This is a genomic window from Pseudomonas quasicaspiana, from assembly GCF_021147825.1.
Taxonomy (GTDB): domain Bacteria; phylum Pseudomonadota; class Gammaproteobacteria; order Pseudomonadales; family Pseudomonadaceae; genus Aquipseudomonas; species Aquipseudomonas quasicaspiana.
In genome coordinates, this window is record NZ_JAGTPI010000030.1 from 1 (window position 1) to 13647 (window position 13647).

Annotated in this window: 12 protein-coding genes; 2 read left to right on the top strand and 10 right to left on the bottom strand. The window is 58.7% G+C overall.

Going from position 1 to position 13647, the window contains the following annotated elements:
• Positions 1–374: 374 nt before the first annotated feature.
• The 6 genes from KDX30_RS17375 to KDX30_RS17400 all read right to left on the bottom strand — a co-directional run bounded on the left by KDX30_RS17375 (position 375) and on the right by KDX30_RS17400 (position 7973).
• Entirely contained in the window at positions 375–1607 is a 1233-nt protein-coding gene (locus KDX30_RS17375; RefSeq protein WP_231677022.1) for a M20 family metallopeptidase, read from the bottom strand.
• Positions 1582–3231, bottom strand: a complete 1650-nt coding sequence (locus KDX30_RS17380; protein ID WP_231677023.1) for a dipeptide ABC transporter ATP-binding protein — start codon at positions 3229–3231, stop codon at positions 1582–1584. The genes KDX30_RS17375 and KDX30_RS17380 overlap by 26 nt, the downstream gene beginning before the upstream one ends.
• A complete protein-coding gene (locus KDX30_RS17385; protein WP_099271418.1) occupies positions 3228–4061 on the bottom strand; it encodes an ABC transporter permease in 834 nt (277 codons plus the stop codon). The genes KDX30_RS17380 and KDX30_RS17385 overlap by 4 nt, the downstream gene beginning before the upstream one ends.
• Entirely contained in the window at positions 4054–5001 is a 948-nt protein-coding gene (locus tag KDX30_RS17390; protein WP_231677024.1) for an ABC transporter permease, read from the bottom strand. The genes KDX30_RS17385 and KDX30_RS17390 overlap by 8 nt, the downstream gene beginning before the upstream one ends.
• Before the next feature lie 15 nt (positions 5002–5016).
• Positions 5017–6588, bottom strand: a complete 1572-nt coding sequence (locus tag KDX30_RS17395; RefSeq protein WP_231677025.1) for an ABC transporter substrate-binding protein — start codon at positions 6586–6588, stop codon at positions 5017–5019.
• A gap of 92 nt (positions 6589–6680) precedes the next feature.
• Entirely contained in the window at positions 6681–7973 is a 1293-nt protein-coding gene (locus tag KDX30_RS17400) for a M20 family metallopeptidase (protein WP_231677026.1), read from the bottom strand.
• Positions 7974–8043: 70 nt separating this feature from the next.
• On the opposite strand from KDX30_RS17400, the gene KDX30_RS17405 reads away from it, so the two are divergent.
• Entirely contained in the window at positions 8044–8814 is a 771-nt protein-coding gene (locus KDX30_RS17405; RefSeq protein WP_122395275.1) for a GntR family transcriptional regulator, read from the top strand.
• A 187-nt stretch (positions 8815–9001) separates the two neighbouring features.
• Here KDX30_RS17405 and KDX30_RS17410 read toward each other — a convergent pair whose 3' ends face one another.
• The 4 genes from KDX30_RS17410 to KDX30_RS17425 all read right to left on the bottom strand — a co-directional run bounded on the left by KDX30_RS17410 (position 9002) and on the right by KDX30_RS17425 (position 12679).
• Positions 9002–9976, bottom strand: a complete 975-nt coding sequence (locus KDX30_RS17410) for a GlxA family transcriptional regulator (protein WP_231667567.1) — start codon at positions 9974–9976, stop codon at positions 9002–9004.
• Positions 9977–9980: 4 nt separating this feature from the next.
• Complete coding sequence (locus KDX30_RS17415) at positions 9981–10523, bottom strand: cysteine hydrolase family protein (RefSeq protein ID WP_122708861.1); 543 nt, start codon at positions 10521–10523, stop codon at positions 9981–9983.
• Positions 10524–10639: 116 nt separating this feature from the next.
• Complete coding sequence (locus KDX30_RS17420; protein WP_099271412.1) at positions 10640–10786, bottom strand: DUF2256 domain-containing protein; 147 nt, start codon at positions 10784–10786, stop codon at positions 10640–10642.
• A gap of 354 nt (positions 10787–11140) precedes the next feature.
• Positions 11141–12679 (bottom strand): cryptochrome/photolyase family protein, encoded by a 1539-nt coding sequence (locus tag KDX30_RS17425; protein WP_231677027.1) that lies wholly within the window; start codon positions 12677–12679, stop codon positions 11141–11143.
• A gap of 221 nt (positions 12680–12900) precedes the next feature.
• Between KDX30_RS17425 and KDX30_RS17430 the strand changes: the two genes are divergently transcribed.
• On the top strand, positions 12901–13575 hold the full coding sequence (locus KDX30_RS17430; RefSeq protein ID WP_231677028.1) for an HAD family hydrolase: 675 nt from the start codon (positions 12901–12903) through the stop codon (positions 13573–13575).
• Positions 13576–13647: the final 72 nt, after the last annotated feature.

Sequence of the window (13647 nt, forward strand, 5' to 3'; positions counted from 1 at the left end):
CGCGGGCAAGCCTCGATCCCACAGGGGAATGCGATCTCATGTGGGAGCCGGGCTTGCCCGCGATACAGGCGCCTCAGATATAAAGCCAACTCAAGGCTTGGCGGAAATCCACCGTCTGGAATTGGCTGTACCGCAGCAGTTGGACTGAAAGACCTCAGCGCCTGAATCGCGGGCAAGCCTCGATCCCACAGGGGAATGCGATCTCATGTGGGAGCCGGGCTTGCCCGCGATACAGGCGCCTCAGATATAAAGCCAACTCAAGGCTTAGTGGAAATCCACCGTCTGGAATTGGCTGTACCGCAGCAGTTGGACTGAAAGACCTCAGCGCCTGAATCGCAGTCAAGCCTCGCACACAGAATCCGGGTACGCTTGAGTTACTCAGCAACCTCACAAATGCTGAGGATGGCCAGGATATAGACGCGCACCATGTCCAGATAATCGCTGATGTGTACGCGTTCGTCCGGCATGGTGTTGAACTTGCCGCCCGGACCGCAGACCACGCCTTGCATGCCCAGACGCTGGTAGAAGTGCGCAGCGTCAGTGCCGAAATAAGCGGGCGGGGTGATGATCCCGGTCGGCTGCGGCTCGCCACGAACCTGCTCATAAGCAGTGTTGACCGCCTTGACGATCAACGAGTCATAGGACACCTCGAACGGCGGCATCAGCGGCTGGTTGTCACTGTCATTGATCAGCGTTGCCTGTAGTCCGGGGAATTGCTCGCAGAGCTGATCCAGCAGGCGCTGCAAATCAGCCAGCACTGACTCCACGGTTTGGCCCGGTGTGTAGCGGGCCGAACCGCGCAGGCGCAGAAAGTCTGCAACCTGTGGCGGACGCCATTCTTCAAGATCACGGCCCAGCGCACCTCGCACCACTCCGATATGGCCGCGATTGACCTTCTCATGCTCCGGCGAACGCGCGCCGCTGAAGGTGATGCCGTTGATCTGCGGGATCAACTGCACCGCAGCGGTGATCACGTCCACGGCCTCTTCGCGTTTGGACAGGTGACGGGTGTCGCCGGTCAGCTCGATGACGAACATCAACGAACCCACATGCAGAGTCACGGCTTGCAGGTCAGTGGGTTCGGAATTGATGAAATAGTCCGCTTTCACACCTTGCTCGATGGCCGCAATGGTCCCGATGCCACCCTGCAGTTCACCCACCACATAAGTGAGGATCACATCGCCCTTGAGCTTGATCCCGGCGTCAATCAAGGTTTTCAGTGCGCAAAAATACGCTGCATCGCCAGCCTTCATGTTGGAAACACCGATGCCGTAGATGAACTCCTCATCAATCTTTCCGGCCCACGGATCCACCGTCCAGCCTTCAGTCACCGGGTTGGTGTCGAGATGCCCATTGAACAACAAGCTGTGACCGCCGCCCTGGCCCTTGAGCGTGCCAATGGCGTTCAGGCGTTCGCCCGGCACCGGCATCAGTCTGGCGTCCAGCCCCAGCTCCGCCATTTGCCCTGCCATGTACTCGGCCAGTAGCCGTTCTTCGGGGGTGGCGCTGTAGCTTTTGTGCTGCACCATGCGCGCCAGAAAATCCAGGCAGTACGCCTCGTCAATGCGGTCGAGTAGCGCTTCAGGCGTCATGCTGTGGCTCTTCATCAATGCGCTCCAATTCATTCAAAGGCTGCGGCACTGCGTCGAGCAGGGCGCGGGTATAAGGGTGGGTTGCCTGAGCGGCCATGCCCACGGCGGGCAGAATTTCCAGCAGATCACCGCGGTACATAACGGCAATCCGGTGGGCTATCTGCCTGATCAGATTGAGATCATGAGTAATGAACAGGTACGCGGTGCCGTGCTGTCGGCGCAGTTCCAGTAGCAGTTCGATCACCGTGGCCTGCACCGAGACGTCCAGCGCGGCGGTGATTTCATCGCAGATCACCAGTTCAGGGCGGGCGGCAAAAGCGCGGGCGATGGCGACACGCTGTTTTTGTCCACCCGACAACTCGTGGGGATGGCGAGTGGCAAAGTCTTCTGGCAAACGCACTTCGCGGAGCAGGCGTGCGATCGCCTCCGCTTCGGTTTCTCCTTCGTTCAAGCCATACAGACGCAGCGGTCGGGATAGGATCTGGCCAATCGTCTGTCGTGGATTAAGCGAGGCGTCCGGGTGCTGAAAGATGATCTGCACCTTGCGCCGGTAATCGCGATCCATTTGCGCAGGGCCGCAGATCGGTTTGCCGTCGAAATACACAGTGCCGGTAAACGGCGTCAAGCCAGTCAGGGCCTTGGCGAGGGTTGATTTACCCGAGCCGGACTCGCCGATGATGCCGAGAATTTCGCCCCGCGCCATGCTCAGGTTCATGTCGCGGGCGCCCATGGACGGCACGGATTTACGCCGCAGCAGACTGTCCAGCAAGCTTGGCCGCCCGTAGCGGACGTTGAGGTCGCTGACTTGCAACAGTGCGGGGCCGACGGATCTCTTTTCATCCAGCAGACGTTTGTCCGCAGCCGGAACAGCCGCCACCAGACGTTGCGTGTAAGGATCACTTGGGGCGCTGAAAATGCGTCCGCCACGAGCCTGTTCGACGATGCGCCCCTGATTGAGCACGCACACCCGGTCCGCAACGCGCGACACCAGCGCCAGGTCATGGGAGATATATAAAGAAGCAACGCCGGTTTCTTCACGCAGACGGCGAAACAACTGCAGGATCTGCGCGGAGCTGATCACGTCGAGTGCCGTGGTCGGCTCATCGAAAATCAGGCACTGCGGGCGGCAAGCGAAGGCGGTTGCGATCAGCACACGTTGCTTCTCGCCACCGGAGGCTTCGTGGGGGAAGCGCTTCATCATTGCGGCAGGGTCTTTCAGATCAACGTCGGCCAGCAATTGTTCGCCCAGGGCCCAGGCCTCGCGATAGCCCAGATCCCGGTGGTGTGTCAGGACTTCGACCACTTGCTCGCCGAGGCTGAGGGTCGGATTAAGCGATGCGCTAGGGTCTTGAAAAATCATGCCCAGGCGACCGCCACGCAGCTTCTCCACCTCACGTTGAGGCATTTGCAGCAGGTTTTCGCCTTGCAGGCTGATGCTGCCGCCCATCTCCCGGGCATTGCTGGCCAGGTAACGCATGATTGCCCAGCCAAGGGTGGTCTTGCCCGAGCCGGACTCACCGACCAGCCCGACGACTTCGCCGGCTGCAACACTGAAATCGATGTTTTGCAGGACGTTCAGGGCGCCTGTGGGCAATTGATAGTCGAGGCTGTAGTCAGCCACTTGCAAAACCGTACTCATGAGCGCTGCCCCTTGGGATTAAGGGCATCGCGCAAGCCATCGCCCAGCAGATTGAAGCCGATCGCAATGATGGCGATTGCCAGGCCCGGCATCAGCATCATCCACGGAGCCTGGAAGAAGTAGCGCCGCGCTTCGGCAACCATCAGCCCCCATTCAGGCTGGGGCGGTTGTGCGCCAAGACCGAGGAAGCTCAAGGTGGCAAACAGCATGATCGCGAAGGCCACGCGGATGGTCGCCTCGACAATGATCGGTGCGACGATATTGGGCAACATCTCCCGCACCACGATGTAGGCGGTGGATTCACCTCGGGCGATTGCGGCATTGACGTAGTCCTGGCGGCGGGCTGCGAGGGCAACGCTGCGGGCGATACGCGCCATGCCTGGCACGAAGGCAATGGTGATCGCCAGTACCGCATTGAAATCGCTTTTGCCGAGCGTGCTGACAATCAGCATTGCAAATAACAGCGTGGGGATTGCCATTACCGCATCCAGCGTTCGCATCAGTGCTTCGTCGACGCGACCACCGAGGTAACCGCTGACAGTGCCCAGTAATGCGCCGATGAGCATCGCCATGGCGGTAGCAAACACTGACAGCGAGATCGTTGCCTGAGCCCCGACCAGTACACGACTGAGGATGTCGCGGCCCATCTGGTCGGTACCCAGCCAGTGCGTCAGGCTGGGTGCTTTGTAGCGGGTGAGAATTGAAATGGCTTCCGGGTCGAACGGGGCCAGCGCGGGCCCAGCAATGACCAGCACCACCGCCAGCAGCAAGATAAGACTGCCCAGCAAGCCTTGCGGCGTTGTCAGCAGCCGGTAGAAAACATTACGCATATTGAATTCGCCGGTCGAGATAGGCATAGGTCAGGTCAGCCACAAAGTTGACCACGCAATAAGTAGCGGCAAGGATCAACACACCGCCCTGAATCGCCGGCAAGTCGCGAGCGGCGACTGCTACCAGCAGTTCGCGGCCGATGCCGGGAATGTTGAAAATCTCCTCGACTACGACGATGCCGCCCAGCAGGTAGCCCACGTCCAGCGCGACAATGGTGATGGTCGGCAACAAGCCGTTGCGCAGCGCATGACGCAGCAATACCCGCCGCCGCGTGAGGCCTTTGAGGCGTGCGGCGCGTATATAGTCGGTTTCCAGAACGTCGATCATTTCCGAGCGCACCATGCGCGAGACGTGGGCGACCATGATCATCGACACCGTCAGCGTCGGCAGAATCAGGTGGCGAATGCTTTCGACGACGTTATCGCCCAGCGGCACATAGCCGGTCGCCGGTAGCAGTTGCCAGAAATCAGCGAACAGCAGAACCAGCAGCGTGGCCGTGACGAACTCGGGCAACGACACGCCGATGTACGACAGCACGCCGATGATCAGGTCCACCGGACGTCCTCGGCGCACAGCGGCGATGATTCCCAGCGGAATCGCCACCGCCAGCATCAGCAGCAACGAGCAGCTTGCCAGCAATAATGAGCGGCCCAGCGCATCAAGCAGTGAACCGAGTACCGGCTGGCCGTTGCGCATTGACACACCCAGGTCGCCTTGCAGAACCCCCATCAACCAGTGACTGAATTGCAGCCAGGCGGGCTGATCCAGCCCAAGCCTGGCACGCAGCGCTTCAAGGGCTTCAGGCGTGGCGTTCTGGCCCAGCAACGTCACCGCTGCATCTGCCGGGAGCAGTTGCGTGATGGCAAAGACCAGCAGTGAAACGATCAGCAGGGTGTACACGACCAACAGCAAACGCTTGGTCAGATAAGCAGCAGTCACAGATTTATCCTCGGTTCATCCACGCTTGGGCGCGCTGTCGTCCAGCCACGCCTGATCGAGCCGGAACACTGCACCGCGTGGGTGCAACTGGTAGCCCTGAACGTAGTTGCGTTGCGCGGCCAGCACATCGAAGAACGTCGGAATCAGCGATGGCACCTGCTCGTGCATCAGTTTCTGCGCGGTGGCGTACAGGGCGGCGCGCTTGACCGGGTCATCGGTGCCACGGGCTGCAGTCACTGCTGCGTCGAAATCGGCGTTGTTCCAGCGGGTTTCATTCCAGGCGGCATTCGAGGTGTACAGCAGCGAGAACACCGCGTCGGCGGAAGGCTGCATGTTGTAGAAGCCGACGTAGAAATTGCCTTTCTTCCAGACCTGATCCAGATAAGTGCTGTTGGCCATGGTCGCAACATTGATGTTGAAGCCGGCTGGCTTGGCCATTTCGCGGACAGCAATACCCAACTGAGTACGCGTGGACGGTTTGTCCGAAGCCACCAGCGTGATGGCCAGACCGTTGGGATAACCGGCGTCGGCCAGCAGCTTTTTGGCCTGCTCGATATTGGCCTCTCGCAAGGCGATATCGCTGTGATAGCGGTAAGCAGCATTGAGCGGGGTGTCATTGCCGGGAGTACCAAAACCTTCCGCCACAAAATCCACGAGGGCAGCGCGGTCGACGCAAAGAGACAGCGCCTGACGAACCCGCACATCGTTGAACGGTGGCTGATCGCACGCCATGTTGATATTCAGGAACTGCCCGGACGGGACGCGCAGGCCTTTTACGCCGCTGGCAGCACTGAGACGGCTGAACTCTGTGGCTTGCGCCGAGAGCATCAGGTCAATGTCGCCTGACATCAGCGCCGAGCTTTCCGCGGACGGATCGGGATAGACGCGGATTTCAATACGATCCAGGTGCGGGCGCTCCGGGTCATGAAAGTGTTCGTTGCGGGCGACCACCACCATGCGTTCCGGTTCGAACGACACCAGCTTGAACGGACCGGTGCCCACCGCTTCGCGGGACAGTCGAGCCAGATCGCCTTGCACGATGGCGGCCGGGACGATCTTGGCGTCCGGGTAGGCCAGGCTCACTGGCAGGTCGGCATACGGGGCGCTGGTGGTGATTTTGACGCGCAGGTCATCCAGCGCTTCGACAGTTTGAATCGGGCCGATGTTGCGCAGGCCGGGCGAAGCGGTTTTGGGATCAAGGATCGCTTGCAGGCTGGCGGCGACGTCCTTGGCGGTGCAGGCGCTGCCGTCGTGGAATCGCAGATTGCTGCGCAGGGTGAATGTCCATTCGGTCAGCGTATCGTTGTGGCTCCAGGATTGCGCCAGATCCGGTTCGGCCTGCATGTCCTGGCTCAGGCGGGTCAGGCCGTTATAAAGCAGTTCGCTGAGCAGATATTCGGGGTTAACCCGTGCCAGCAGCGGGTTGAGCATGCCCACCGCCTGGTCGACGCTGATACGCAGCGTGCCGCCTTTGCGTGCAGCAGCCGCAGCCCATAGTGTGCCGGAAAACGGCAGCATAGCCGCGCCGGTAACGATGGCGGAGGTGGTCAGAAAACGACGACGGTTGAGCCTGAAAACGTTAGTCATGGCGATACTTCACTTAGCAATGAGTGGGCATAGGGCAGCCAGGTAAAAAGCCGATAACCAGTCTTGATGCCGGTCTTCGGTGTTTCCAGTGTTCAGTCAGCAGGTGATTCAAAAGAATCCGGCGAATCGAAATCAGCGGCCAGATAGGCCAGAATCGACTGCGCCAGAGCCACCAGGTCGCTGCGTGTGGTGTACTCGTCCGCAGCATGAATACGGCTTTCCGGGCGGATCAGTCCACCCAGCAGAATCTCCTGAATCCCGGCTTGCTGCACCCAGCCCATGTCGGAACTGCTCGACGAGCCATAGCACTGAAACTGCTCCGGGGTGAAACCGAAGCCAACGCCCAGCGCAGCCTGCCAACGTGGCCAGTGGGGACCTGTAGGGTCGGCCACCGGAGCCAGATGACCAATAACTTCATGCTCGACGGACAACGCTTCGCTATCCGCCATGGCGCTCTCAATGCAGTTTTCCAACTCGGCCATGACCTGCTCGTAAGGCTCCTGCGGCGCATAGCGGCGATTGATCAGAATCTCGAACTGCGCGGGGACGGTTGATCCCTTGCTGCCACCGTGGGCGGCGGCCAGTGTCATGCGTGAAATCAGCGGGGCGCCGTTGTAATGCGGCGGCGAGGGCATCGGCCAGGCTCGTTTTTGCACGTCGAGCTTCAGGCTGTGCAGCGCATTAAGCAGCGGCAGGCTCTGTTCAATGGCATTGATTGCATTGACCGGCTCACCGGAGTGCGAGGAGCGGCCTTTGACCGTTATCTTCAGATCGATACTGCCAAAGCAGCCCGCCCAGATCCGGGGTGCTGCGCCGCCGTTGAAGCTGAGGATGTGGCCTTCGACCAACTGTTGTTCGGCCAGATAACGGATGCCTGGGTACAGGCCGCCTTCTTCGTCAGTGCACAGCAACAACGCCGGGCAATAGCGCAGCGGCAACTTGAAACGCTGGGCTGCACGCAAGGCGGTGAGGGTAGAGGCGATGCTGCCTTTCATGTCAGCGGTGCCGCGGCCAATAAGTTTGCCTCCGACCTCGGTCAGTTGCAGCGGTGGCTGAGTCCAGCCGTCGCCCGGCGGTACGGTATCGACATGGAAATATAGGCTGCAGACTTCCTGATCGCCGGTCCGGCGAGCGACAACATTGATGCGTTCGCCATAGGCTTCGCCGCTGCGGGTCTGCCACAGTGCTTCGAGCACTGTGACGCGGCGCGTTTCCATCCCTAACGGCGCGACCAACTCATCCATGAGGTCGGCGAACGCGCCGTAGCCCGCCCCCGGAGGAAAACAGGTGTCTACCGCGATCATGCGTTGCAGATCGTGGATGAGCGAATCATGATCCGCCTCGATCGACTCGAGTGCCTGTTTCAGCGCCGCATTCGTCGTCATTTTTCGCTCTCGATGTATTTCTATATAGTTTATAGTTAAGTATCCATGCACGGCCCGTCAAGGAAAAAAGATGACAGACAACAACCCGCCGCCTGCACCTGTGAATTTCTCGCGATTGAGCGAAAACGACAGCGCGCCCCTTTATGAGGTGGTCAAACGGCACATCTCCGAGGCGATCCTTCTCGGCGAATGGGCCAGCGGCACGGTCATACCCAGTGAGAATGCTTTGGCGGCCGATTTCGGCGTTTCAGTTGGCACCATCCGCCGCGCGTTGGCCGAGCTGGTGTCCGAAGGGATGCTGATGCGTCGGCGCAAGACGGGCACCGTGGTGACGGGCTGGGCTCCGCTGCACAACCTGCGTTATTTCTTCCAGTACTTCCGTTTGCACAATAAGGAAGGCGCGCTGCTGAAATCGCGCACCGTGTTGCTTGATTACCAGTTGGGAGAGGCGAATGCGAAGGACGCTGAAAAGCTCCTGATTGAAGAGGGAAGCCCGGTTTATCGCTTGCACCGTCTACGCAGCATCGATGGTGTGCCCGCGATGCACGAGCAGTTCACGATCGTGGCCAGTAAAGTGCCGGATTTTCCTGGCCCGGACGAACTGCCGGAGCTGCTCTATCGCTATCTGCTGGAGCAATACGGTCTGCGCGTTGCCGCTGTGCGGGAGCAACTGACGGCCGGGCTGGCCAATGAGGAAGATTGCCGGTTACTGGAACTGACTGCGCCCCATGCGGTGATGATAATTGATGCGGTGTCTTTCGATCAGGCCGCCACGCCGGTGATGATGACCCATCAGCGCGCAAGTACTGAGCACTTCATGTACGTCAACGAGATTCGGTAGGCTGCGTGCTCTTTGCTGGGCCGGCAAGGCGATATTCTGACTACCGTACTTGAGATTGCGTAGGTCCTGTGGGAGCGAGGCTTGCCCGCGATGGCGACACCGCGGCACGTCTGAAAAACTGCGGACTTTGATTTGCAGGCAAGCACCTAAGGATCTATATCCTGCTGTCAGCGCGTCAACAGCTTATTCAACCCGAGCGGCTTTCCGACGGTGGCGTGGCCTCATACTTGCCCCAGATCCGCCGCAAATGTCGCGCCGATCCAAACCCGGCACGCTCGGCTATCGCTTCCATATCAAGGGTCGATTGGGCCAGCAGTTCACGGGCGACGCTGACGCGCAGCCGGTGCAGGTAATCAAGCGGGCTGATGCCCGCGTGCTCTTGAAACAGGCGCGCCAGATGTCGGCTGCTGGTGCACGCCAGGCTTGCCATGCGGGTAACACTCCAGTCGTCACAAGGCGCCGCAGTGATTGCGTCCTGCACACGGTGCAGCGCGGGATGCAGATGATTGCGCCCGGCAATCCAGGGCGATAGTTGCGGGTCAGCGCCGCCACGACGCATGTACACCACCATGTCCCGCGCCACAGAACAGGCCAGTTGCGGTCCCGCCAGCTCTGCGACCAGATGCAGCATCAGGTCGATACCTGCGGTTACACCAGCGCTGCAACTGATCGGCCCGTCAGTGACATACAGTCGGTTCTCCAGCACCCGCGCGTTGGGTGCAATGGTTTGCAAAGTGGCGCACAGAGAGTGATGAGTCGTGCATTGCCGACCCTCCAGAAGGCCCGCTTTAGCGGCGATCAACGCTCCTGCGCAGATGCACACCAGCCGGTTTCCTGATGGCTCAAATACCCGTTGCAACCAGTCAGTGACGACCACGCTGGCCTGCTCGAACTGAAGCTGCTGTGCGGGTGTTGTCCCGGTGGTAGAGCCGACCAGCACCACCAACGTCCCAGGCATCAGAAACTCTGGCAGTGGTGCCAAACCGGACAATGGCAACCCGATTGAAGATTGCAGCGACGCAACCGGGCTGACGTACTGCAGATCAACCTTCAGCGCTGTTTCGCTGTCACCTTGCGCGGCAAGCCGCAGTACTTCCGCCGGGCCTGCCAGATCAAGCATCAGCACATTGGGCAGCAGTACAAACAGCACCGGGATCGTCATTGTTTCAACCTTCGAGCGCCTGGGTAACGGTGACGATCCGGGCAAAGCGATCTTCCAGCACCAGTTCGGTACGCTCGCGAATCTCTGCGGGGCTGTAGGTGCGACCGCTGCGTGGGTGAGTCATGGGGAAAGTCAAAGTCGCCTCGCTGACGAAGTCTACGGAGAAGCCGCTGTCTGAGGCTTGCCGTGTGGTGGTTTCGCAACACTGTTCAGTGCGGATGCCGCTGATGATCAGTGAATTGATATGTCTTTCAGTCAGCCAGGCGGCGAGTGGAGTGCCAGCGAACGCGCTGTGAAAACGCTTGTGAATGACCACATCCGGTTGGATGGACAGTTCGTCCAGGGTTTTCACGTGACCTGACGCCAGAGAGAAGTGTCCCTGCTCCTCGACGTGGAAGACTTGTACCACGGGGATGCCTTGCTGGACACACCCGTCAATCAACGCTTGCTGGTTTTTCAGGTAAGTCGGCAGGTCAGTTTCGGACCAGTAGGTAGAGTGGCGGAACGAGTGCTGCACATCAATGACGATCAGGGCTTTGTTACTCATGGTCTGTTCTCTTTGCTCTGTGAGAGGCGTTTAAGAGATCCCATGGTAAGCACACAGCGGTAACGACGATAGACATGGGCAGGACCAGTGCAGGACCGTTTCGGACATCTGGCTTTTTAACTTGAATGCTCGGCGCGCTTGTTTCGTCGACAACGCTCCGAGCAGTAGCGGACTTCATCCCAGCAACGCGCCCACTTCTTGCGCCAGGTAAAAGGCAGGCCGCAGACGACGCAGGTTTTTACGGGCAACTCATTCTTTTTCAATGCATCTCCTGTCCAACAAATGCCACTGCCTGATTTGGAGTGCTTTTCTGTAAGGGCATCCCGGTGTCCCTGACACTACGCTTTCGCTAAGTAAACACGGGACCTGTAGGAGCTGCCGAAGGCTGCGATCGCGGTTTATCAGGAGAAATGCTTCGCAGCCTTCGGCAGCTCCTACAGAAAATGCATTTCAATCCAGTGGTTTGCGTGTTGTTTGATGAGTGCGCTTGCCCGCGTTTCCGTGCGTCAGTCGATACATATATCGACTGCGCTGACGCTATCGCGGGCAAGCGCGCTCCTACAGGTTCTATGTTTGATTCGCTATAGCGCAGCGTCAGGCTTAACAAACGATTTGCTTTAAATCATCTCCCCAGCATCCAGCTTCGCAAGCAGCATCTCGCCGCGCTGCCAGAGTGCTTGCTGTTTCGATACGGGCATGCGGTCAAGATTCTTGTAGATCATGCCCATGCGCTGATTACTGCGCAGAAGGTTGCCGTGACGCATCAGGAAGTGCCAGTACAGCGAGTTGAAAGGACAGGCATTGTCAGCCGTACTTTCAGTCACTTTATAAGCGCAGTCCCCGCAGTAGTTGGACATGCGCTTGATGTACTGACCGCTGGCGCAGTAGGGTTTGGAGCCGAGGTAGCCACCATCGGCATGCATGACCATGCCCAATGTGTTGGGCAGCTCGACCCAGTCGAAGGCATCCATGTAAATCGCCAGATACCACTCGCATATCTGCGGCGGCGCAATGCCGGCAAGCAGCGCGAAGTTGCCGGTCACCATCAGGCGCTGAATATGATGCGCATAGGCGTATTCCAGGCTTTGACCGATGGCCTGACTCATGCAGTTCATTCTGGTTTTACCGGTCCAGTAGAACTCCGGCAGCGACCTGGTGTTGCCGAATGAATTGCCGCTGGCGTAGTCCGGCATCTTTAACCAATAGACGCCACGTACATATTCACGCCAGCCGATCAGTTGGCGAATGAAGCCCTCAGCGGCATTCAAGGCAATACTGCCTGCCCAATAGGCCGATTCCACATCGCTGCACAGTTGACGAAGGTCCAGCAGGCCGATGTTCAGCGCGGCGCTGATGCGGGCGTGGAAAAGGAAGGGTTCGTTGCTGGCCATGGCGTCCTGATAATCGCCAAAACCGGCCAGCCCGTAATCCAGAAAATATTCCCATAGAGACTGCGCCTCTGCATGAGTCACCGGGTAGTCAAAACTATCCAGCGCACCATAGTGACTGGAGAACCTGTCCCGAACCAGTGCAATGACTTCCTGAGTGATTGCGTCGGTAGAAAAGCGCGCGGGGTAGGGAGCGCGCACGTTCTTGGGCAACGCCTTGCGGTTTTCCGCGTCGAAGTTCCAGGCGCCACCGACCGGGGTACCATCGCCATTGATCAATAGCCGGCTTTTGCGGCGCATCTCCCGGTAGAAGAACTCCATCCGCAGCTGTTTTTTGCCTTGGGCCCAGTCAGAGAATTCGCTACGACTGCAGAGAAAACGTGTGTCGCTGTGCCACTGGATTGCTAAGCCACATGTCTTGATCGAGTGTTCAAGACGCCAGTCACCGGTCTCGGTCAGGTGAATTTCTTCCGGCTGCAACAATGACTGCCAGCGATGCAGCTCGGCAGGCACCGAGCCGCTGTTCAGTGAGTCATCCAGCCGAACGTAGTGAACACGGAAACTACGCGCCTTCAACGCCTCGGCGAAATGCCGCATGGCACTGAAGATCAGCGTGATTTTTTGCGGGTGATGAGGCACATGGTTGGCTTCCTCCATGACCTCGACCATCAACACGGCATCGCTTTCGGCGTCCAGCTCGGCCAGCGAAGCAAGGTCAAAGGACAATTGGTCGCCCAGCACCAGGCACAATCGGCGAACCGCACTCATCAACGCATCTCTCTGTTCAAAACGTCTTTCCTGATGGCTGTAAGCCGAAGTGATGCAAAAACCTGTACCAATGTAAATTCTTGTACAAGTATTTCATAGGGCTTTGTGAATATGGCCGTTCAGCGCATTTGGAAAGGGAACTGAAGAAAAACCGAACACCTCAGTTCACAGGCACTCGAAAAATGGAGACGCCGATTCACACTCATTAAAGGAACAGTCCCATGCGACCGCAAACTTCGTTCATCTTCGATCTGGACGGCACGCTCACAGACAGCGTCTATCAGAACGTTGCAGCCTGGAAAGAAGCCCTGGACTCCGAGGATATTCCCCTCGCGATGTGGCGCATCCACCGCAAGATCGGCATGAGTGGCGGGCTGATGCTCAAGACCTTGTCGAGAGAAACCGGACTGGACATCAGCGAAGCGCAAGCCAAACGACTCAGCGAAAAGCACGCAGAAGCCTACGAGCGGCTTCAGGGCCAGATCATCGCACTGCCCGGTGCCGTAGAGCTGCTTGATACGCTCAGCCAGGACAACTTCAAGTGGTGCATTGCAACCAGTGGCGGGATTGATACGGCAACGATCAACCTGAAAGCACTTAAGCTGGACATCAACAAGATCAACATCATTACCCGTGATGACGTGAAATACGGCAAGCCTGATCCTGATCTGTTCCTGGCCGCAGCGGAGAAGCTGGACGTGCCTATCGAGGAATGCCTGGTGATTGGCGATGCCGTCTGGGACATGCTTGCTGCACGCCGCTGTAAAGCCACCGGTATCGGCTTGCTATCGGGCGGTTATGACATTGCAGAGCTTGAACGGGCAGGGGCCTTGCGTGTGTATGAAGACCCACAAGACCTGCTGGAACATCTGGACGAGATCGCCTCACGGCCATGACAGGTGGGGGTCAGGCTGTAGGAGATCTCTCATCGTCCAGAATCCGCGCTGTCGCGCAGCAAACATGGACCT

Bases quoted from the DNA above. Each gene is read 5' to 3' on its own strand.
- KDX30_RS17375 (WP_231677022.1), bottom strand. From the start codon at position 1,607: ATGAAGAGCCACAGCATGACGCCTGAAGCGCTACTCGACCGCATTGAC.
- KDX30_RS17380 (WP_231677023.1), bottom strand. From the start codon at position 3,231: ATGAGTACGGTTTTGCAAGTGGCTGACTACAGCCTCGACTATCAATTG.
- KDX30_RS17385 (WP_099271418.1), bottom strand. From the start codon at position 4,061: ATGCGTAATGTTTTCTACCGGCTGCTGACAACGCCGCAAGGCTTGCTG.
- KDX30_RS17395 (WP_231677025.1), bottom strand. From the start codon at position 6,588: ATGACTAACGTTTTCAGGCTCAACCGTCGTCGTTTTCTGACCACCTCC.
- KDX30_RS17400 (WP_231677026.1), bottom strand. From the start codon at position 7,973: ATGACGACGAATGCGGCGCTGAAACAGGCACTCGAGTCGATCGAGGCG.
- KDX30_RS17405 (WP_122395275.1), top strand. From the start codon at position 8,044: ATGACAGACAACAACCCGCCGCCTGCACCTGTGAATTTCTCGCGATTG.
- KDX30_RS17410 (WP_231667567.1), bottom strand. From the start codon at position 9,976: ATGACGATCCCGGTGCTGTTTGTACTGCTGCCCAATGTGCTGATGCTT.
- KDX30_RS17415 (WP_122708861.1), bottom strand. From the start codon at position 10,523: ATGAGTAACAAAGCCCTGATCGTCATTGATGTGCAGCACTCGTTCCGC.
- KDX30_RS17425 (WP_231677027.1), bottom strand. From the start codon at position 12,679: ATGAGTGCGGTTCGCCGATTGTGCCTGGTGCTGGGCGACCAATTGTCC.
- KDX30_RS17430 (WP_231677028.1), top strand. From the start codon at position 12,901: ATGCGACCGCAAACTTCGTTCATCTTCGATCTGGACGGCACGCTCACA.